At 34.3% G+C, this 22,121-nt stretch carries 20 protein-coding genes; 14 read left to right on the plus strand and 6 right to left on the minus strand.

All coding sequences use genetic code 11. From position 1 onward, the window contains the following. Window positions 1–20: 20 nt before the first annotated feature. Window positions 21–1,733 (minus strand): tetratricopeptide repeat protein, encoded by a 1,713-nt coding sequence (locus tag VOI54_RS11975; RefSeq protein ID WP_326283027.1) that lies wholly within the window; start codon window positions 1,731–1,733, stop codon window positions 21–23. A 321-nt stretch (window positions 1,734–2,054) separates the two neighbouring features. On the opposite strand from VOI54_RS11975, the gene VOI54_RS11980 reads away from it, so the two are divergent. Genes VOI54_RS11980 through VOI54_RS11990 form a run of 3 tightly spaced genes read left to right on the plus strand, consistent with a single transcriptional unit; the run spans window position 2,055 to window position 3,655 of the window. Next, complete coding sequence (locus VOI54_RS11980; protein WP_326283028.1) at window positions 2,055–2,630, plus strand: RNA polymerase sigma factor; 576 nt, start codon at window positions 2,055–2,057, stop codon at window positions 2,628–2,630. Then, window positions 2,630–2,803, plus strand: coding sequence for a hypothetical protein (locus tag VOI54_RS11985; protein WP_326283029.1), 174 nt, complete (start codon window positions 2,630–2,632; stop codon window positions 2,801–2,803). The genes VOI54_RS11980 and VOI54_RS11985 overlap by 1 nt, the downstream gene beginning before the upstream one ends. A 24-nt stretch (window positions 2,804–2,827) precedes the next feature. Further along, window positions 2,828–3,655: a mechanosensitive ion channel family protein gene (locus tag VOI54_RS11990; protein ID WP_326283030.1), complete on the plus strand. Its 828-nt coding sequence runs from the start codon at window positions 2,828–2,830 to the stop codon at window positions 3,653–3,655. A 90-nt stretch (window positions 3,656–3,745) separates the two neighbouring features. Here VOI54_RS11990 and VOI54_RS11995 read toward each other — a convergent pair whose 3' ends face one another. Both VOI54_RS11995 and VOI54_RS12000 read right to left on the minus strand, forming a co-directional pair. Continuing rightward, window positions 3,746–4,462, minus strand: a complete 717-nt coding sequence (locus VOI54_RS11995; protein WP_326283031.1) for a LytR/AlgR family response regulator transcription factor — start codon at window positions 4,460–4,462, stop codon at window positions 3,746–3,748. Between the two features lie 3 nt (window positions 4,463–4,465). Next, window positions 4,466–5,515 (minus strand): sensor histidine kinase, encoded by a 1,050-nt coding sequence (locus tag VOI54_RS12000; RefSeq protein WP_326283032.1) that lies wholly within the window; start codon window positions 5,513–5,515, stop codon window positions 4,466–4,468. A gap of 190 nt (window positions 5,516–5,705) precedes the next feature. Here VOI54_RS12000 and VOI54_RS12005 point away from each other — a divergent pair, with 190 nt between their 5' ends. Continuing rightward, window positions 5,706–6,098, plus strand: coding sequence for a MotA/TolQ/ExbB proton channel family protein (locus VOI54_RS12005; RefSeq protein WP_326283033.1), 393 nt, complete (start codon window positions 5,706–5,708; stop codon window positions 6,096–6,098). 113 nt (window positions 6,099–6,211) lie between these two features. Here VOI54_RS12005 and VOI54_RS12010 read toward each other — a convergent pair whose 3' ends face one another. Then, complete coding sequence (locus VOI54_RS12010; protein ID WP_326283034.1) at window positions 6,212–7,564, minus strand: DEAD/DEAH box helicase; 1,353 nt, start codon at window positions 7,562–7,564, stop codon at window positions 6,212–6,214. 37 nt (window positions 7,565–7,601) lie between these two features. Then, complete coding sequence (locus tag VOI54_RS12015) at window positions 7,602–8,492, minus strand: aldose 1-epimerase family protein (protein ID WP_326283035.1); 891 nt, start codon at window positions 8,490–8,492, stop codon at window positions 7,602–7,604. Between the two features lie 80 nt (window positions 8,493–8,572). On the opposite strand from VOI54_RS12015, the gene pabB reads away from it, so the two are divergent. Then, the gene (gene pabB / locus VOI54_RS12020) at window positions 8,573–9,862 is read left to right on the plus strand and encodes an aminodeoxychorismate synthase component I (protein WP_326283036.1); all 1,290 of its coding nucleotides are present in this window, start codon (window positions 8,573–8,575) and stop codon (window positions 9,860–9,862) included. Here the strand turns inward: pabB and VOI54_RS12025 are convergent. Then, window positions 9,859–10,551, minus strand: coding sequence for a hypothetical protein (locus VOI54_RS12025; protein ID WP_326283037.1), 693 nt, complete (start codon window positions 10,549–10,551; stop codon window positions 9,859–9,861). The two genes, pabB and VOI54_RS12025, sit on opposite strands and share 4 nt — an antisense overlap. Window positions 10,552–10,674: 123 nt before the next feature. Here VOI54_RS12025 and tilS point away from each other — a divergent pair, with 123 nt between their 5' ends. The 9 genes from tilS to xylA all read left to right on the plus strand — a co-directional run bounded on the left by tilS (window position 10,675) and on the right by xylA (window position 22,118). Continuing rightward, on the plus strand, window positions 10,675–11,988 hold the full coding sequence (gene tilS / locus VOI54_RS12030; protein WP_326283038.1) for a tRNA lysidine(34) synthetase TilS: 1,314 nt from the start codon (window positions 10,675–10,677) through the stop codon (window positions 11,986–11,988). A gap of 42 nt (window positions 11,989–12,030) precedes the next feature. Then, window positions 12,031–13,650 (plus strand): adenine deaminase, encoded by a 1,620-nt coding sequence (gene ade / locus VOI54_RS12035; protein WP_326283039.1) that lies wholly within the window; start codon window positions 12,031–12,033, stop codon window positions 13,648–13,650. A gap of 34 nt (window positions 13,651–13,684) precedes the next feature. After that, window positions 13,685–14,638: a YheT family hydrolase gene (locus tag VOI54_RS12040; RefSeq protein WP_326283040.1), complete on the plus strand. Its 954-nt coding sequence runs from the start codon at window positions 13,685–13,687 to the stop codon at window positions 14,636–14,638. 113 nt (window positions 14,639–14,751) lie between these two features. Continuing rightward, window positions 14,752–15,213 carry a (2Fe-2S)-binding protein gene (locus tag VOI54_RS12045; RefSeq protein WP_326283041.1) on the plus strand — a complete coding sequence of 154 codons (462 nt, stop codon included), beginning with the start codon at window positions 14,752–14,754 and terminating at the stop codon, window positions 15,211–15,213. 22 nt (window positions 15,214–15,235) lie between these two features. After that, on the plus strand, window positions 15,236–17,392 hold the full coding sequence (locus VOI54_RS12050; RefSeq protein ID WP_326283042.1) for a xanthine dehydrogenase family protein molybdopterin-binding subunit: 2,157 nt from the start codon (window positions 15,236–15,238) through the stop codon (window positions 17,390–17,392). 45 nt (window positions 17,393–17,437) lie between these two features. Next, window positions 17,438–18,469, plus strand: a complete 1,032-nt coding sequence (locus VOI54_RS12055; protein WP_326283043.1) for an XdhC family protein — start codon at window positions 17,438–17,440, stop codon at window positions 18,467–18,469. 8 nt (window positions 18,470–18,477) lie between these two features. Further along, window positions 18,478–19,104, plus strand: coding sequence for a nucleotidyltransferase family protein (locus VOI54_RS12060; RefSeq protein WP_326283044.1), 627 nt, complete (start codon window positions 18,478–18,480; stop codon window positions 19,102–19,104). 184 nt (window positions 19,105–19,288) lie between these two features. Continuing rightward, complete coding sequence (locus VOI54_RS12065; protein ID WP_326283045.1) at window positions 19,289–20,773, plus strand: xylulokinase; 1,485 nt, start codon at window positions 19,289–19,291, stop codon at window positions 20,771–20,773. A 19-nt stretch (window positions 20,774–20,792) separates the two neighbouring features. Beyond that, complete coding sequence (gene xylA / locus VOI54_RS12070) at window positions 20,793–22,118, plus strand: xylose isomerase (RefSeq protein ID WP_326283046.1); 1,326 nt, start codon at window positions 20,793–20,795, stop codon at window positions 22,116–22,118. Window positions 22,119–22,121: the final 3 nt, after the last annotated feature.

Here is a 22,121-nt window from a genome sequence, read left to right on the forward strand (position 1 = left end):
CTCAAGTTGAGCGGCCTTATTCATTCGAGTTCAAAATCGGCGTGTTTCCAGCTTTTTCTGAATAGTACGGTCATCCGCCCGGCATTGGTATCATCATTAATATTGGCATAGGCCTGTTTTAAGCCATGTAAAGCCCAACCGTTTTTTGGTAAACGCCTAAGGTCTTCTAAATATGTTTCAATAGCTACACGATGTTGCCCGTTAAGCATGAGAATACGTCCTAAATGATGTCTGACAGAAAAGAACCAATCAGGTGGTTCATTATAGTTCAATGCATCTTCTATGGCAATGGCCTCTTTTAATAATACAATACTTGCCTTATAATCAGATTTTGATGCCATTATTTCTGCTTTAAGAACTTTTGAAGCTATCTGTACAAGATTATATACGGTATTAATATCCCAAATGGTTATATCATTTAAACTTTGATCATTAGCCAGTTTGTGTAATTCATCTAATTCGGCTTTGGCCAGCTCTATATCTCCTTTACCTAAATGTGCCATGCCTTCGGCATAGTGACGGATGGCTTTTGGATATTTTAGATCATAAGTTTCTAGTTTCATATCTAAAATAGCATCCCATTTTTTGAATTTTACCGCTACGTAATACGGAATGGTATAATAATGTTGTAGTGTTCCCCAGCCGGGTTCTTTCATAATTTCAGGGTGTACATGATCAGACACTTTATTAGCACCAATCATGGCCCAATGGCTGTTGCCTTCCAGTGTTGCTGTGGCAGCCATAAAGTGATAGTTATGCGGGTAATACCCAAGCGGATAGGCCCCTTGTGCATGACATGCAGTAACGTAAGCACTATCGGCTTTTACTGCTGCAATATTTGATAAAGTACCTTTGTGGTATTCTCCTGTTCTGATATAAGTATGTGATGGCATATGTAATAAATGCCCCGACCCGGGGACTAAACCGTCATCAAATGCTTTAGCCGAACTATCTGAACGTTCAGGGGTATTTGATGCTTCAACAGCATGAATGTAAAAATGATGCGCTCCCGGATGCTTAGGATATTTTTCTATTAGGCTTTCCAAAAGAGCAACAATTTCTGGGGTCCATGTTTTTGGGTTGCCAGTCTTGTCATATAAATCCCAAGGATGCAAATTCATAATGGATTCAACATAAAGCGCGCTTATTTCTGAGTCATCAGGATATTGGTTATAAAGTTGTTTTAAAGCATTTGAGTAGTCTATATCCAATTGTGTTCTGTCTTCAGGAGGTTCTGGAGCATATCGTATAGCCATAGTATTAATAAACTGCCGTTCTTTTTCGGTAACATTATTGGAAAGTGATTTTGCTTTTTGAATAGCCTTATAGGCGCGTTCATAGTTATCAGATTCCATACCTGCATTGTAATTTGGGCCTAACACATATGCAAAGCCCCAGAATGCCATTGCACATTCAGGATCTAACTTTGTAGCATAGTGAAATGATCTTGCGGCTTCAGCATGATTAAATGCGTAGGCCAGAGCCATCCCCTGATTAAAATAGCGTTGCACCAATTCATTGTCTGTTGTGATTGGGTAATTGATAACATCATAGCCCTCAAGTAGCGGCGCAATGTTATCCTCTTTATACCACTGAGCGTCTGTAACAGGAGGTACACAAGCATATTTTGAATTTGAGGCTTGGGTTATAATAAGTTCAGTAGGTTGTTTTTTTGAGTTTTTACAAGAAAAAAAAAGACTTAGGGCAATCATAGTAAGGATTACACTTTTCATTTTTGTAAATATTTGATTGTGAGTTGTTTATTTTGTTACAAGTTACTGATTTTTTAAGTTTTTATCTATAATTTGCTTAATTTAGTTTTATAGAAAGCGCATATGCATGTATTCTGTATGGATTTAATTATGACGGCTGATGAACAAAGAAAGGCGTATTTTTACGAAAAGACTGTAAGATTGCGTATCAAATGCGTATGTATAAATACTATTCTTAATTAGAATTAAATACTATTTTTATTTTGCATTTGCATGTGACTTTTTTTTAAGACACGTGTCTTAATTATCAATTAAACCAAACCAGCGACGATAAAGCTAAATTTGAAGACCCAGAACGACATTAAAAAGTTACCTGATGAAGATTTGGTAAAGGCAATTGTTAAAACAAATAATACGTTGCTTTTTGAGATTTTATATGATAAATATGTCGGTTTAGTCTATAATAAATGCTATAGTTTTGCTAAGGATGAAGATGAAGCTAAAGATTTAACACAAGATGTGTTTTTGAAACTCTTTGTTAAGCTAGCCAGTTTTAAAGGAAAATCAAAGTTCTCAACCTGGTTATATGCATTTACTTATAATCATTGCGTAAATTATGTAACCAGAAATACGGCAAAGAAATTTGAAAAACAATCTGTAGATTATAATGATATTGAAAACCTTTCAGAAGATGATGAAGACGATACTAGTTTTCTAAGTATGAAAGTAGATAAATTGAAGATGGCTTTAGAGCTAATTTCTCCAGAAGAGAAAATGATATTATTACTAAAATACCAGGATTTTCTATCTATAAGGGAAATTGAAAGTGTTTTAGGAATTGGCGAAAGTGCGGTTAAGATGAGAATCAAACGCGCTAAGGATAAATTGAGAACCGTTTATAATGATAATCTAAAGTAATGGATAATCCGTTTAAGCAAATAAACCAACCGCTTAAAGAAGTTCCAAAGGAGCTTAAGGCAAAGGTAATGGGAGACATAGCTACGGCTAAGCTGTTAATGGATTTAGCAACTCTGTTCTCAGTTGATATGGCTCAAATTGTTGAACAAACCATTAAGAAAAGAAAAGAATAACCCAAACTTAAATAATAAATCAATATGGAAAAAATATCTGCATGGAATGAAGGTATTATGCATTCGTTGAAAACTATGACAGAAGAGGTCGGTCAAGTCATTCCTAACATACTTGGGGCTATTGCCATAATTATTATTGGTTGGTTGCTAGCTAAGCTCATTGTTGGAATAGTTAGAAAAGCATTAAAACTGGCTAAGGCTGATAAGATAGATGATAAAATAAATGACATCGAATTATTTGGTAGCAAAAAGCTAAGTTTTAATGTTATTACCATTACTACAAAGTTTGTGAAATGGATCATATATATCATGATCTTGATTATTGTTACTGATATTTTGAACTTAACCATAGTATCTGAAGAAATTAAAAACTTTCTTGGTTACTTACCTAAGCTGTTTTCGGCATTGATCATATTTACAGTTGGATTATTATTAGCCAACTTTATAAAGAAAACCATTAAATCATTTTTTGAATCTATGGATTTATCGGGTTCAAAACTGATAAGTCAAATTGTTTTTTTATTGCTAGTGGTTTTTATTTCAATTACGGCATTAAATCAAGCAGGTGTAGATACGGCAATTATTACCAATAATATTACATTAATATTAGCAGGTCTTTTATTAGCATTTGCCTTGGCTTTTGGACTGGGAGCCCAAAAAGTAGTAGGGGATTTACTGAAAGCATTTTATGCAAGAAAGACTTATGAAATTGGACAAAAAATAGAATTTGGAGATATAAATGGAGAGGTGGAATCAATAAATCACATCACAGTTACGTTAAAGACTAAGCAAGGCAAGTTAATTGTGCCTATAAAAGATATTGTAGAGAGCCATGTAAGTATACGGGATTAACTTTAAGTTAGGGTTAAAATTTGGTTGGTTACTTTTCTGTATACTGAAACTCTTTACGGGTCCCTTTTCATTCATTTGAAAGGGGATTTTTTAGTACTTTTCAAGTACCTGAAGTACATCTTTTTTATAACTTCTACTAATGGTTAAAGAAGTATTGTTAATCGTAATTTCTTCATTGGTAAAAGACGATATGTCTTTTAAAGAAATGATATAAGACCTGTGAATTCTCAGAAAATTATGCTTAGGTAATTTAGCTTCAATAGCGCTAATGGTTTCTCTGGTTACAATAGTTTTATCGGTTAAGTGGATTTTAATATAATCACTGTAACTTTCAATATAGATGATAGATTCAAAATCAATTTTTATCATCCGCCTATCGGCACGAACAAACATAAAATCGTTATGGGGTAACTCTTTAGTTTTGGATAAATTATCATCAGCATAGATATCAAAATAGTTGTTTACAGCCTTAAGTAATCTTTCAAATGAAATGGGTTTTAGTAAATAATCTACGGCTTGTAATTCAAAACCTTCAATAGCAAAATCTCTATATGCCGTGGTAAAAATTATTTTTACATTTTTATTAATGGATTTGGCAAAAGAGATTCCTGAAATCTCAGGCATATTAATGTCAAGAAAAACCAAATCTATTACCTGTTCCCTTAAATAACTAAAAGCCTCAATGGCATTGCTGCAACTGGATACAATTTTAATGTTAGGAATTTTTGATAAATGTGTAGCAATTACCTCCCTGGCCATAGATTCATCATCAACAATCATACAGAAAATATCCTTTCTTTGTTCCATACTTTATTTAGTGTCAAGTTTTAAATTTACTCTGAACAGACCCTCATCATTTTGAATAGCCAAAGAATAATCATCTTTATATAGCAAATCTAATCGTTTTTTTATATTGTCTAAACCAATGCCATTAGTAGTTAATTCTGTATGTTTGCTTGTATTCTCAATTAGAAAAAGGATACTGTTGCCTTTGCAAAAAAGCTTGATGTTAATATGTAATGTACCTTGTTTCAAATGACCATGTTTAAAGCTGTTTTCTATAAAGGGCAGTAATAGCATGGGGGCAATTTGGGCATCGTTTGATATGTCTTTAATCAAAAAATTAATATTTAGTGTTTTATTAAAACGCATTTTCTCTAATTCAATATAGTCATTAAGATGATTGATCTCATCGCTTAACAGGACAAAAGGTTTATCAACCTGATACAATAAATAATCTAATAAATTAGATAGTTTTAGTATCATTTCCGGTGTTTCATCAGCTTTTTTTAAGGCAAACCCATACATGGTATTTAAAGTATTAAATAAAAAGTGTGGATGAATCTGCATTTTTAAATAATTCAACTCTTGTTCTTTTAGTTTTAGTTGAGTTTCTAAAATCTTTGTTTCCAGTTTTTTGGTTTCTTCTGAGTGTTTTAAGTTAAGTTTCAGTAGTTTAAAGCTACTTACTATAATAACTACTATGTATACGGCAATGGCAACAAATAATAGACTTTTGCTAATGGGCGCCATATTTGAATATTGAAAGTTTGATAGGTAAACAAGTCCAAAAAATACAGAAATTACAATGAGATAAGCAGAAATAATTAAGGCATAAAAACTATATACGCCAAAGAAGAAGTAGCGCTTTTTAATCAGGTAATCTGGTATGAGTTTATAAATAAAAACATAGGTAGTGGCAATGGTTATAGGCATTAAGAACAATGAAAAAGACAATACATAACTAAAGTCCTTGCTGTCAAACCCAAAAAAATAGGTGTAAAACAGAAGTACTGCACACCAAAATAAGGTATGTAGTATCAATTGTATTATCTTTTTTAAAAAAAATGCTTTAAGCATGAGTTGTAGATTGTAATACAATATTAATATATTTTTTGTGGCATAATGGGTTTTGTAGATGAATGACAGATTTAGCCATGGTTTTAACATGATGTTATTTTAATTGCTAAATTGGTCATCCATCGCATTTTAATTTTGATAGAACAAAAGCAAGCTAAGTTTGTGTTAAGTTTAATCAAAACCATTAGTTATGTATATGTTAATTATTTTATTATCAAACCCGTTTATTGACCGTTTTATTGAAGGAGGCCCGCTGTTTATGTCGCTTATATTAATATGCTTCTTGCTAGCTTTCTTTTTTTTAATATCAGGATTTATTAGCCTTAAAAAAGATTTGGCAAAATCTAAAAAGATGACCGGTTTGGCATCAGACGTTAGTGTATTAGGATTGGTTATAGGGCTTTTAGGCTCAATAATAGGAATGATAACGGCCTTTGATGCCATTGAAAGTGTGGGAGGGATGTCACAAGGGGTAATTGCCGGAGGACTTAAAGTTTCATTTTTAACTACAGTCTTTGGTAGTGTTACTTTTATTTTGCCCAGAATTGGTATTATTATTTTGAAGGCGTTGCAGAAAGTATAATCAGTATTAAAGAGTTTCAAGATAAAAGCTCCTTCTTATTGATTTAAAAAGGAGTTTTAACTTATAAGTAATTATTCCGAATTAGTTTTTATTTCTTAAGCAATTATATAAAACTATTTCTTTTTATTCCGTTTGTTATAATTTTTATCACCTCTGGTTTTTGGCTTTTTATATTTGGCAGCCATTTTAAATTTGTACGAACCCCCTAAGTTTTCCTTTTTGTTTTTGGCTATCTTTTCATGAAAAGCGGGCCCCGGAGCATCTATATCACGTCTTTTGGTTGGATTGTTATGCTCTTTTATTTGCGGACGCTCTTCTTCTATGAGTTCTGTAGATATTTCAATATGATCAGGTAATTCCAACACCGGGATGTCCATTTTCATCAAATGTTCAATATTGGTAATGGATTCTTGTTCTTTTTCTGTTGAAAAAACAAGCGCTTCTCCTTTACGTTCTGCACGTCCCGTTCTACCAATTCGATGCATATAGTTTTCAGGATATTCTGGCGTATCAAAATTAATAACATGAGACACATTGTCAATGTCTAAACCGCGTGCCATAACATCTGTAGCAATTAAAATACGATTGTGTCCTTCTTTGAACTGTTCTATACTCCGTAACCTGTAATTCTGTGTTTTATTAGAATGAATAACACATAACTCTTCTTTAAAAAGGATGTCTAATTGCTCGAATAACCGATCAGCCATTCTTTTATAAGCCACAAAAATCAGTACTTTATTAAAACGCTCTTCATCTTGAAGTAATGCTGTTAGTAGGTTTACTTTGGTGTAAAAGTTGGGAACATTATATCTGTTTTGTTTAATATTATCAAGGGGCGTACCTGAAACGGCTATAGAAACACGTTCAGGGTTTTTAAAGAAGTCGTAGATCAACAGATCAACATCTTGTGTCATAGTAGCCGAAAACATAATGCTTTGTCTGCGTTCCGGAAGAATATCAAAGATGTTTATCAACTGATGTCTAAACCCTAAATCCAACATGATATCAACCTCGTCAATAACCAGTTTCTGAATAGACTTAAGTTGTAAAACCCGGCTCATGGCCAGATCATATAAACGTCCGGGCGTAGCCACTAAAATATCCAGGCCTTGGGCAACGGCTTGCTTTTGGGTATTAATATTAGTACCGCCATAAACACCTAAAACACGATTGTTTATGTATTTTGATAGCTTTTCAATTTCCTCAACCACTTGTACAACCAATTCTCTTGTAGGTACTAAAACCAAAACCCTGGGGTTCTCCTGTTTAGAGAATTTTAGGTTTTTGAGAATGGGTAGCATATAAGCAAAAGTTTTTCCTGTACCCGTTTGTGCTATACCTATCACATCTCTACCGGAAGCTACAACATTAAAAGCATGTTCTTGTATAGGAGTAGGGCTAGAAAAACCTAAATCATCTAAAGCATTATAAAGCGGGGTGTTTAAATTTAAATCTTGAAAAGTCACAGTATGCTATTTAACAGGCAAAGTTAAGCTTATTATTTTACAGTAAATGAGTATTATTTATTTCTATGCTGTAGCTTGCATTAAACGTATTACCTGACCCTAATTCTATGATGCCTTCTTTGGTAGTAAAGTCTTGGTTGGTCTCTTCATGATCAGTGGTACCTAACCAGGGCTCAATACAAACATAATCTCCATTAGGCTTGGCCCAAATCCCTAAATAGTTAAAGTCGTTATACTCAACCGATAGAATTTCACCATGTGTAGAACTCTTAAGAGAAACGCGTCTTGATTTTAAGTCTTTAAAAATAAGCGCATCATCATTGAATAGATCATGACTAAGAGGGAGTAAATTAGTATTATTCAAGGTAGGTTTGGTTCTAGAAGAGAGGAGGTCATTTTCCATATTAATAAGGTGTGTTTTAGAATTTTCAACAGATTCAAATTCTAAAACGTAGTCATTATAGCTTTCATCATTATAGACAGGACACTTAAAAGCCGGATGTCCACCCAGTGAAAAATAAAGCGGCTTATTATCTATATTATTAACCGTATGTGTAATCTCAATTTTGTTATCAATAAGTTTATATGAGATCAGAAATTCAAACTTAAAAGGATAAATTTTTAGTAGGTTTTTGTTGTACTTCAACTTAAAAACCAAGCTATCAGAGGTTTTTTTATCAAGTTCAATAGCGTCATTATGTCTTATAAATCCATGCTTGGGAAGCTTATAAGTTTCATTGTCAAAAATATAGCTTCCTGCTTTTAACACTCCAATTATAGGAAACAAATTAGGCGCATAACTCCCCCATATTTCAGGGTTGGCATCCCACATAAAATCTAAATTATTCTTAACACTCTGTATTTTACACAGTTCGACACCAATTTTTGTAACGGCAATTTCTAGCTTATCATTTTTTAAGGAGTACATGGGCAATTGTATTTAAACTTATTTGCAAAAATCATAATTTTTTAAGTATTCTAACTAACTTTGCCCCTTATTATTTTCTATTGAGAGCAAGATATATTCATAGTTTAAAAGATATTACAAAGTTTAAAAATCAACTACTCATTTGGGGACAACAGTTTGATGATGTGGTTTGGTTAGACTCTAATAACTATGAACAAAAATATTCCAGTTATGATGCCGTTTTGGCCGTTGATGCTTTTACCGGCATCCAAACTGATTTTAATAAAGGTTTTGAAAAGCTAAAGGAATACCAAATACATACTAAAGATTGGATTTTTGGTTATTTAACTTACGACTTAAAAAACGATGTAGAGAATTTAGAATCAAATAATTTTGATGGGCTAGGATTTCCGGATTTATATTTTTTTCAGCCAAAAAAATTGTTTTTGTTTAAACGAGATCAAGTAGAAATTTGGTATTTAAATTGTGTTGAAGATGAATTGAAATACGATCTGAATGAGATTGAGCAAATCAACAGATCAAATGAACAATTACAAAATGATATTAAAATTAAACTGCGCATTCATAAGGATGAATATTTTGAAAAAGTAAATCAGATGTTGGCCCATATTCATAGAGGTGATATTTATGAAGCTAATTTTTGCCAGGAGTTTTATGCTGAAAATACTGAAATTAATCCATTAGAAACATACCAAAAACTAAATAGTATATCCAAACCTCCCTTTGCATCATTTATTAAATTACAGGATAAATATGTGCTGAGTGCTTCTCCTGAACGTTATATAAAGAAACAGGAGCATGCTATAATTTCTCAACCTATAAAAGGGACAGCAAAACGTTCGGTAAATCCAGAAGAAGATGAACTGTTAAAATCAAATTTGTTTAATGATAAAAAAGAACGTAGCGAGAATATTATGATTGTAGACTTGGTACGCAATGATTTGTCTAAAACAGCTTTGAAAGGCAGTGTTCAGGTTGAAGAATTATGTAGAGTTTATACGTTTGATCAGGTACACCAAATGATCTCTACGGTGACTTCAAAAATTGAAGATCGTACACACCCCGTAGATGTTATAAAAAGCACATTCCCAATGGGAAGTATGACAGGTGCTCCTAAAATTTCAGCAATGAAAATTATTGAGGACCTGGAAGAGACCAAAAGAGGAGTGTATTCCGGAGCCATTGGCTATTTTTCGCCATCAGGTGATTTTGATTTCAACGTGGTTATTAGAAGTATACTCTATAACCACGTTAAAAAATATGTGTCCTATTCTGTAGGTGGGGCCATTACTGCAAAAAGTGATCCGCTTCAGGAATACGAAGAATGCTTAGTAAAAGCCAAAGCTATGAGAACAGTTTTGGAAAGCTAGTTTAAATGTGTTCTAAAGGTTTTTATAACCAAATTCAGAATACGCTTAACACGTTTTGGCTCTATAGATTTAACTTCTGCAATTTCCTGAAAAGATAACCGTCCAAAGACGAGCAAATCCACAATATCGGAAACTTTTATAGGTAGCCATGAATAGAATTTACCTAAAAAGAGATTATGTTTGGTAGTTAGATGATTTTCAACTTCAAAAGTATTTATCGAGGAAGTGTTTTTATCGTCATATAAAAACAAATGCCAGTGTTTGCTATCTTGTTTATATGAGATATCATCCAATTCATCATTCATAATCAGGTCTAATCCTTCATCAACGGTAAAGTGTTCTTCCAAACCGTCTAGCTCTTCTTCCAGTATGACATTAGTGCTAAATGTGTTTTTATGAAAAGCTTCTTGTTTGAAGAGATTATCTAAATCAGCATCAACAATCTGAAAAAGTTTAATTTTGATCTCTTGATTTTTAGCGTCCAGATTAATACCATATTCATAAAAAGTGGCTACGGCATCATCAATAAAATCATTAGAACAATACATGTTTTTTGGAATTATGCCTGTAACCTCTGCAATGTATAGTCTATGCTTTACATAAGCTTGTAAATGTTGTGTTGTAGACACTACTTTTTTATCAAAAGTAATTTGAGTAGCCTTATCGTTTAATTGTTTTATAGTACACATAGCGCTTAGTATTAAATTAATACTATAAAATTAATAAATCTGTAATCCTGGCGTATGACAATTGTCATGGGCTATTATTTGTAATATGTGTATTTATATAGGCAAAGTTGTATCTTTGAAGACATGCTTAACCACTTTAAAAACCATATTGAAGACCAGCTTGAATTTTTAAATCAGAGTAAGCTACTTATTGCCATTTCTGGGGGTGTGGATAGTGTAGTTTTAACGCATTTATGTTATCAGCTTAAATTAAATATAGCATTAGCACACTGTAATTTTAATTTGAGAGGAAAAGAAAGTGATGCAGATGAAGATTCCGTATTGCAATTAGCAGAAGATTTAGAGCTTGAAGTTTTTATACAGCGTTTTGACACTGATCAATATGCAAAAGCACATAAACGCTCCATTCAAATGGCAGCTCGTGAGTTACGCTATAATTGGTTTGAAGAATTGTCAGAGCAGTTGGGATTTGATTATGTTTTAACGGCACATCATGCCGATGATAATCTGGAAACTTTTTTAATTAATTTTACCAGGGGTACCGGGCTGGATGGATTAACCGGAATTCCACGGGTTAATGGCAAATTTGTACGTCCTCTTTTACCTTTCTCAAGTGATGTTATTAAAACTTATGCAAAAGAGAACACTATAAAATGGAGGGATGATAGTAGTAACAAGTCTGTAAAGTATTTACGGAATAAACTGCGTCATGAAGTGATTCCTATTCTAAAAGAAATAAACCCGAGTTTACTTCAAAGTTTTCAAGCTACACTTAACCATTTGAATGATTCGTCTTCTATAGTTAATGATCGAATGAATTCTTTTTTGACAAATACAGCTGTAAATATTAAGGACGATGAAGTTAAATTCAAAATATCAGAATTTAAAGAAGTAAGGCAGCCAAAGGCCTATTTATTTGAAGCATTAAAAGCGTTTGGGTTTACAGAGTGGGATGATGTTCTTAATTTACTGGATGCCCAGTCAGGAAAGCAAGTATTCTCAAACACACACAGACTTATAAAAGATAGGGATTCTTTATTGTTAAGCCCAATTTCAACAGAAAGCCATCAGGAAATTTTAGTTTCAGAGGGAGACATACAGAAGGAAACACCTTTAGGAGTTTTATTTTTTGAAGAAGTTAATGAAGAGGTAAAACAAGCTGTAAATTGTATTCATGTAGATAAAGCGTTGTTAAGGTTTCCATTAATTCTCAGACAAAAAAGAGAAGGCGATGTGTTTTATCCTATAGGAATGTCAGGTAAGAAGAAGTTAAGCAAGTATTTTAAAGATGAGAAACTGTCTTTATTGGATAAAGAAAGAACCTGGTTACTTTGTTCAGGTAATGATATTATCTGGGTCGTAAACAGAAGGGCAGATCGCAGATTTAAAGTAACAAAGAGTACTGAAACCATACTAAAAATTGAATTGAAGCCCTAACACCATATTGAATGTGGTCATGGCATTTAAATAATATAAGAATTGAAGCTGCAAGGACAAATAGTTGATATAGTAAACAGAACAATTTTTAAAGGAGAGATTACTTTTGAAAATGGAAATATAGCATCGATAATAGAAAAGCAGCATGATGTTAATCACTATATTCTGCCGGGCTTTGTAGATGCACATATACATATTGAAAGTTCCATGCTTGTACCTTCAGAATTTGCAAAAATAGCAGTCAGTCACGGTACGGTAGCTACCGTTTCAGATCCTCATGAAATAGCTAATGTTTTAGGAGTTGAAGGTGTAGAGTTTATGATTGAGAATGGAAAGCAGGTACCGTTTAAATTCAATTTTGGAGCCCCGTCATGTGTGCCTGCTACAAATTTTGAATCGGCAGGGGCCACAATAAACTCCAATGCTATTAAAACATTACTTGAAAGCCCTGAAATTAAATACCTGGCAGAGATGATGAATTACCCGGGTGTTCTTTTTGATGATGGCGAGGTCATGAAAAAAATAGCATGGGCGAAAACTTATAATAAACCCGTAGATGGTCATGCTCCCGGTTTAAGAGGTGATGATCTTACTAAATATATAGATGCAGGTATTTCAACAGATCATGAATGTTTTACTTATGACGAAGCCTTGGAAAAGCTACGGAAAGGTATGAAGATTTTAATACGGGAAGGGAGTGCTGCCAAGAATTTTGAAGCATTAATTGATTTATTACCTGAGTATTATAACCATATGATGTTTTGTAGTGATGATAAGCATCCGGATGATTTGATAATTGATCATATTAATCAATTATGTGCCAGGGCTGTTGCTAAAGGCATTGATGTTTTTAAAGTTTTAAAAGCGGCTTGTGTTAATCCGGTAAATCATTATAATTTAGACGTTGGTTTACTACAGGTTGGAGATTTAGCAGATTGCATTGTTGTGGAAGATTTAAAGACCTTTAAAACACTGCAAACTTATATAAATGGCCAATTAGTTTATGATAATGACAAGTCGTTGATAGAGTCAGCACCTTTTGAAAATTTGAATAATTTTAATTGTGATAAAAAAGAAATTGAAGATTTCAGGGTAGAATCTTTAGCAAAAGAGATTCGGGTTATAGAGGCTTTGGATGGGCAATTGGTGACAAACGAAATTATTGCTAAACCATTAATTTCAAAAGGAAATTTGATTTCAGATATTGATAAGGATATTTTAAAAATGACGGTGGTCAACAGGTACCAAAATCAAAAACCAGCAATGGCTTTTATTAAAAATTTTGGATTGAAGGAAGGCGCCATTGCTTCTTCAGTTGGGCATGATTCTCATAATATTATAGCAATCGGTGTTTCAGACAAAGTTATTTGTAAAGCCGTTAACCTGGTGATTGAGAATAAAGGTGGTATTTGTGCAGTATCTAATTCCAATGAAAAAATAGTACCACTTCCGGTTGCAGGTATTATGAGTGATAAGAATGGAGAAACTATTGGTATACAATATGCCGAATTGGATAAAATGGCGAAACAAATGGGAAGTCAATTACACGCGCCATATATGAGCCTGTCCTTTATGGCCTTATTGGTTATACCATCCTTAAAATTAAGTGATAAAGGTCTGTTTAACGGAAAAGATTTTAAGTTTACCTCATTAGAAGTTTAGAAAACACTGAAGGTTGCTGCAAAAAAGTTGAATTATGCCAGTAATAGAGAGCAAATACAAACCCAGGTTTTACTTTAAAAACGGATTTATTTCCACTGTTTATTCCGGATTAATAAGGCGTGTGTCTTTAAATCAGGAACGGGAACGAATAACCTTGCCTGACGGTGATTTTCTGGATCTGGATTGGAGCCATGCTAAAGAAAAATCAGAAAAACTCATTGTTTTATTACATGGACTGGAAGGAAATGGCCAACGGCCGTATATGACCGGAACAGCAAAACTTTTTAATAAGAATGGTATAGATGCAGTTTGTGTCAATTTTAGAGGTTGCAGTGGTGAGGATAATTTGAAGTTTAAAAGTTATCATTCCGGGGCTACAGAAGACCTGGAGGCTATTATTGAACATGCCGTTTCAAAAAAGCACTATTCTGAAATTTATTTAAAAGGAATAAGTCTTGGTGCTAATATGATTTTAAAATACTTAGGAGAACGTCCTACAGTACCTAAACAGCTTAAAGCTGCTATCGCTGTTTCTGTGCCTTGCTATTTGTCTGGTTCGGCAGCCGAATTACACACCTTTAAAAATAAACTGTATCATGACAGGTTTTTAAGACATTTGGTAAATCGTATAAAGATTAAACAAAAGCGATTCCCTGAACAACTTAGTGTTAAAGCACTGGAATCTATTAAAACACTCATGGATTTTGATAACATTTACACTTCCAGAGCACATGGTTTTGAAGATGCACTGGATTATTATACAAGGTGTAGTAGTTTGCAGTTCCTTGAAAACATAAAGATTCCAACACTTATTATAAATGCATTGAATGATTCGTTTTTATCTCCGGAATGTTTTCCGGTAAAAGAAGCCAAAAACAATGAAAACCTTTATTTAGAAATGCCAAAACATGGCGGACACTCCGGGTTTATTGATAAAAAGAATGTGTATTATAATGAAAAGTGCGCCTTGGAATTTGTAAATAATTAAGGTAAAATAATCTTATTTGTTGGTATTTGAGACTTAGTTAAGGCTCTGTTAAAATTATATGTTAGTGAATTACTAATTGTATTTTTTAATAACTTCATGCAAAAATCAAAATCATGCCAACGTTCAATTTAAAAATTAATAATAAAATACATACTGTTGAGGCAGATATGGACACCCCCTTATTATGGGTTCTAAGAGATAATATAGATCTGGTAGGTACAAAATTTGGATGCGGTATAGGGCAATGTGGTGCATGTACTGTTCATGTAGATGGTAATGCGATGAGAAGTTGTCTTCTTCAGGTATCTCAGGCAGAAGGTATGGAAATTACTACTATTGAAGGGCTTTCTAAAAATGGAGACCACCCGGTACAGCAAGCTTGGAAAGACATTGATGTCCCACAATGCGGGTATTGCCAATCCGGACAAATCATGACAGCTTCGGCTTTTCTGGAAAGAAATTCCAATCCCAGAAAATCTGAAATAAGAAATGCCATGCACGGTAACATATGTAGATGTGCGTCTTATAACAGCATAGAAAAAGCAGTAGAGACCGCAGCAAAAAAGTTAAGTTAATAACCTTATTAAACAAACAAAAATGAAACCTTCAAATAAATTAGCTTTCAGTAGAAGATCGTTCTTAAAAACCTCGGCATTAGCCAGTGGAGGAATGCTTATAGGGTTTAACTTATTCAATGCCTGTAAAGAAAATGTTGACCCGCCAATAGATATTAGCCAATTAAATTTTAATGACTTTAATGCATTTATAAAGATTTCGGATGAGGGAAAAGTGACTATTTTTTCTCCTAATCCGGAGATTGGCCAGGGGGTAAAAACATCTATGCCTATGCTTATAGCTGAAGAGCTGGATGTGAACTGGGACGATGTATATGTAGAACAAGGGAAATTAGATACGGAAAATTATACACGTCAGGTAGCAGGAGGAAGCCAGTCTATAAGACATGGATGGGAGCCGTTAAGACAAACAGGTGCAACGGCCAAGCAAATGCTTGTAAATGCAGCTGCAGCAAGATGGGGTGTAGAGGCTTCTGAGTGTACAGCTAAAGCAGGTATTATTACCAATGCCAATGGTGATAAATTAGGCTATGGAGATGTGGTTAAGGAGGCCGCTTTATTGGAAGTTCCTGAGGATGTAAAGTTAAAGGACCCTAAAGATTTTAATATTATTGGAAAGGGGAAAAGTAATGTTGACATAGACAAGATCATTACAGGTAAGCCATTATTTGGGTTAGATTATAAAGAAGATGGTATGCTGTACGCATCGGTTTTAAGACCGCCCGCATTTGGGCAGGTATTAGAATCTTTTGATGATTCTGAAGCAAAAGGTTTATCCGGAGTTAGTGACGTTATAAAGTTTGGCAATAAAATTGCGGTTTTGGCAAACAGCACGTGGATTGCTATGAAAGGTAAAAAGGCGTTAAAGGCGAATTGGAAACAGGATTCACCGGCTGAAAGCACAGCACTTCACGATCAAAAACTATTAGAACTTTTAAATGGAAATACATTTGATACACGTAGAAAAGACGGTAATGTAAAAAAGGCTTTTTCTGAAGCAGATAAAGTTTTAGAGCGTACCTATGAATCACCGTTTTTACCACATAACTGTATGGAACCTATGAATTTCTTTGCCAATGTAACACCGGAAAAGATCCACCTGGTAGGACCTATTCAAACACCGGGGGGAACAGCAAGAAGAGTCGCAAAACTTTTAGATAGAAAAGAAGAAGAAGTCCTTTTGGAAATGACTAGAATGGGCGGTGGTTTTGGAAGACGTTTATATGGAGATTTTGTTTTAGAAGCTGCTGAAATTTCCAATTTAGCAAAAAAACCGGTGAAAGTTGTTTTTTCTCGTGAAGATGACATGACAGCAGGAACATACAGACCGGCCATTAAATACAAAATTGCTGCAGCTATTAAAGACGGTAAAATAACCGGGTATCATTTAAAGGAAGCCGCTATAAACAGTAATATGTATGGTTTAATACCTAACTTTTTTCCGGCTGGGGCCATTAAAAATTATCAGGTAGATACGGCCAATTATAAAAGTAATATCACAACAGGTGCCTGGAGAGCGCCATATACCAATTTCCTGGCGAGTGCAGAACAAAGTTTTTTTGATGAGCTTGCGGAAGAACTGGGCATTGATAGAATTCAATTACATTTAGATTTATTACAAAATGTAAAAGGCACTACAGATAAACGGATCCAATATAGTCCGGAACGTTTGGAAGGTGTTATCAAGCTGGCTGTTGAAAAATCCAATTGGGGTAAAGCTAGTGATGGTGTTTATCAGGGGTTTTCGGTTTACTATTGTCATAATACACATGTTGCAGAAGTTGCAGATATAGTTATGGAGAATGGTGTGCCAAATGTAAAAAAGGTTGTTTGTGCAGTAGATTGTGGAGTGGTAGTAAACCCCTTAGGGGCATTAAATCAAATAAAAGGAGGTGTAATAGATGGTATAGGACATTCGATGTATAGCAATTTTGCCTTTAAAAATGGAAGACCTCAGTTTAATAATTTTAATGACTATCAGTTAATTAAAATGGGACAAACACCAGAGGTTGAAGTCTATTTTGTAGAAAGTGATATCGCACCAACTGGGCTAGGAGAACCAACATTGCCTCCGGTAGGAGCAGCGGTAGCTAATGCTATTTATGCCGCAACTGGTAAACGGTTATACAAACAACCGTATATGAGTCATATGAATATAGAAGAGAAGGTATTGGGATAAAATAAATGTATTAGTAGTTATAAAACCTTTTTAATCAAAGGTTTTATGCTTTTTATTATGACACATGAATTCAAAAAAATAGTTAAGGAAGGTTTAAAAGCCGGAGAAAAAGGGCAGAAATCTGTTTTAGCGTCAGTAGTAGCATTAGATGGATCGTCTTATCGAAGACCGGGAGTTAGAATGCTCATTTTAGAGCATGGAGCAATGGTTGGAGCTGTTAGTGGTGGTTGTGTGGAAAAAGAGATTTTATTACAATCAGAATCGGTATTTAAGACGGGAGTATCTAAAATAATGACTTATGACGGTAGATACCGTTTGGGGTGTGAAGGTGTTTTATATATTTTGATTGAACCGTTTAACCCCAATAAAGAATTTGTTAGCGCCTTTACTAATTATCTGAAAGTGCGTGCTTCTTTTGAAGTTATATCCTACTTTAATAAGAAAGTAGGAGTGTCCTCATGCTTTGGGTCCTATGTGAAAATAGAAAAAGAACTATTTTCTATTGGTAACACTAGAATGACCAATGATACAGATCAGATGGAGGTGTTTAAACAAACGATGACTCCTTGTTTCAAGTTAATCATAGTTGGAGCCGAGCATGATGCCGTTGAACTTTGTAAATATACGGCTTTAATGGGATGGGAAGTTACTATTCTTGCAGGGGTGTCAGAGCCTAAATCGATCAGTGATTTTCCAGGTGCTGAAAAGATTTACACCATCACCCCGGAAAATATGGATTTTTCAAAGGTTGATGATCAAACAGCTATAGTATTGATGACACATAATTTTGCATACGACCTTCGTTATTTGGTAGCGTTAAAGAATACTAAACCCAATTATATAGGCTTATTAGGACCTACAAAAAGAAGGGACGATATGTTATCGCAGTTTATGGAATACTGTCCTGATATTGATGATGATTTTTTAGAAACCATTCATGGGCCGGCTGGTCTTAATATTGGTTCGGAAACGCCCCAGGAAATAGCAGTTTCTATTGTTGCAGAGATTTTGGCGTTTACCAGAAAGCAACATCCCATTTCTTTAAGTGATAAAGTAGGACGCATTCACTCTAAATAGTTTTTTGTTTGCATGATTACAACCCAAATATTGCAATTGTTGTTTTAGCAGCGGGAAACTCCTCCAGAATGGGAACCCCCAAGCAATTACTAAGATGGGGAGATAATAATTTATTAACCCATACGGTACAAACAGCTATTGAGGTAGGAGGTATTGAAGTTATAGTTGTTGTTGGAGCAAATAATAAGCGTATTGAACAAGAAATTAAACATCTCTCGGTAACGATACTAAATAATGTCAATTGGCAGGACGGACTAGGGAAGTCTATTGCCTGTGCTGCCAAATATGTATTAGATTCACAAATACAAATTGATGGCATACTTATAACATTGGCAGATCAGCCATTTATTGAAGCCGACTATTTAAAAGACATAATCCGGAATTTTTCAGCAAACAAAAAGTGTATAATTGCTACTTCGTATGGTAATAATAAAAAAGGAGTGCCGGTTCTTTTTGATAAATATTACTTTGAAGAATTGTCTAATTTAAGCGATGATGATGGCGCTAAATACGTGCTAAAATCAAATATGTCATCTGTTAAAACTTTAAAAACTCGTGTGAAGACTTTAGATATAGACTCTAGGGAAGATTACGAAAATATTTACAAGATGAAGTTTGGCCCCAACGATAACTAATTTACTTCTTAATGAAATTTACGAAAACCTTTAAGTAAAGGTTTTTAATTTGTATTAATTTGATTTACAGTTTATTGCAAAGTATTTTGAATTCTGTTGGTATTAAAAATAGAGCCTTCAATCTTTAAAATGAAGTTTGCCTTCTTAACTTTGAAATTACCATTCAATTTTAATACATGTTATTTTGTACTATATAGGATACGATTTAGGAAGCTCATCAGTTAAAGTGGCATTAGTAGATGCAGAGACAGGTGAAGGTATAATTTCTCTTAATGAGCCCTCCGGTGAAATGGAGATTCATGCACCTCAGTTAAATTGGGCAGAACAAGATCCTAATATGTGGTGGAACTATGTTTGTGTTGCAACAAAAAGGGCCATAAAAGAGGCAAATATTGATGCTTCAAAAATTTCAGGTATAGGTATTTCGTATCAAATGCATGGTTTAGTTGTTGTTGATAAAAATGGCAAATCACTAAGGAATTCTATTATATGGTGTGATAGTCGTGCTGTAAGTATTGGAAATAAAGCTTTTGATACTTTAGGTCATGATAAATGTACAAGTCAATTACTAAACTCACCTGGAAACTTCACGGCATCTAAGTTAAAATGGGTTCGAGATAATGAACGGGAAATTTATTCTCAAATACATAAATATATGTTGCCCGGAGATTTTATTGCATTTAAACTAACAGGAAAAATTAATACAACAAAAAACGGGCTTTCAGAAGGTATTTTATGGGATTATCAAGAAGAGAGGGTTGCTAACTGGTTATTAGAATACTATGGAATTGATCCTGATTTAACACCAGAAATTGTAGAAAACTTTAAAGAACAATCTTACGTTAATGCGCAAGGTGCATCAGAAACCGGTTTGCCAGTTGGAATACCGATAACCTATCGGGCGGGCGATCAGCCTAACAATGCACTGTCTCTTAATGTCTTTAATCATGGTGAAGTTGCAGCAACAGGAGGTACTTCTGGGGTGATATATGCAGTTACCAATCAAAAGCAATCAAAAGAGGCTTCAAGAATTAATCATTTTGCACACGTTAATTATTCCCGGGAATGTGCAAATTTGGGTAAGTTATTATGTATCAACGGAGCTGGAATTCAATACCGCTGGTTAAAAGACAATTTGGATTCAAATTCATATGAAGATATGAATACCAAGGCAAATAATATCCCTGTAGGATCAGAGGGGGTTTGTGTTATCCCTTTTGGCAATGGTGCAGAGCGTATGTTAGATAATAAGACTATAGGAACTCATTTTTGTAACCTGAACCTGAACAAGCATAATCACAGTCACCTTTATAGGGCAGCTCTGGAAGGCATTGCATTTTCATTTGTTTATGGTATGGATATTCTTAAAAATGATAATGCAGATATTAAGGTTATAAGGGCGGGTAATGACAACCTCTTTAGATCTGAAATTTTCTCAAATACTGTAGCCACTTTAATAGGTCATGATATTGAAATATATAATACTACAGGAGCTATTGGAGCGGCCAGAGCAGTAAGCTTAACAGATGGAGATTTTAAAAAATTTGGGAGATATATCACTGCCAATGATCATGTTATGACTTATAAACCGTTGGAGAATAAAGTGCCATACCTGGAGGCCTATAAACGTTGGAAAAAAGAACTTGAAACTATATTAAATAATAAATAAAAGAATAAGCACTAAAAACATGGCATTAATAGGAAACAAAGAATATTATAAAGGTATTGGAGAAATAAAATATGAAGGAAAAGGATCAGATAATCCTTTAGCATTCAAATATTATAACCCTGATCAGGTGGTAGCTGGGAAAACAATGCGAGAGCATTTTAAATTTTCTGTAGCCTATTGGCATACGTTCTGTGGACTAGGTGCAGATCCATTTGGACCAGGAACACAGAACTTTGAATGGGATCAATCTTCAAACCCTATTCAAGCCGCGAAGGACAAGGCAGATGCTGCTTTTGAGTTTATTACCAAAATGGGTTTTGGATATTATTGTTTTCATGATTATGATTTAATTCAGGAAGGGGCAACCTTTGCTGAATCAGAAAGCAGACTAACCACAATAACAGACTATCTAAAAGAAAAACAGGTTGCTTCGGGAGTTAAATTATTATGGGGGACAGCCAATTGCTTCTCTAACCCAAGGTACATGAATGGAGCCGCTACAAATCCGGATTTTAATGTCGTTGCACGGGCAGGAGGGCAAATAAAATTAGCTTTAGACGCTACCATTAAACTTGATGGTGAAAACTATGTATTTTGGGGAGGTCGTGAAGGGTATATGTCTCTATTGAATACAGATATGGGACGTGAGTTGGATCATATGGGGCAATTCCTGAAAATGGCCAGAGATTATGCACGAGCACAAGGGTTTAAAGGGAATTTCTTTATTGAACCTAAACCCATGGAACCGTCAAAACATCAATATGATTTTGATTCGGCTACGGCTATTGGTTTTTTAAGAGAATACGGCCTGGATAAAGATTTTAAAATTAATATTGAAGTAAACCACGCGACATTGGCGCAACATACATTTCAACATGAGTTAGAAGTATCTGCAAAAGCCGGTATGTTGGGAAGCCTCGATGCTAACCGTGGTGATTATCAAAATGGTTGGGATACAGACCAGTTCCCAAATAATATTCAGGAAACTACAGAAGCCATGTTGGTTTTCCTCAAAGCAGGAGGCTTACAAGGGGGAGGTGTCAATTTTGATGCTAAAATCAGAAGAAACTCAACAGATTTAGAAGATGTATTCCATGCCCATATCGGGGGTGCAGATACTTTTGCAAGAGCGTTACTGATTGCAGATAAGATTCTGACTTCTTCACCTTATGAGAAATTGAGACAAGAGCGTTATAGCTCGTTTGATTCAGGTAGCGGAAAAGCTTTTGAAGATGATAAATTGACCATGGAAGATTTGTATAAAATCGCTCAGGAAAATGGAGAATTGACGCTACAGAGTGGGAAGCAGGAGTTGTATGAGAATATTATTAACCAATACATATAAGGC

The organism is Alterotamlana spongicola, from assembly GCF_035818475.1.
GTDB lineage: Bacteria > Bacteroidota > Bacteroidia > Flavobacteriales > Flavobacteriaceae > Cognatitamlana.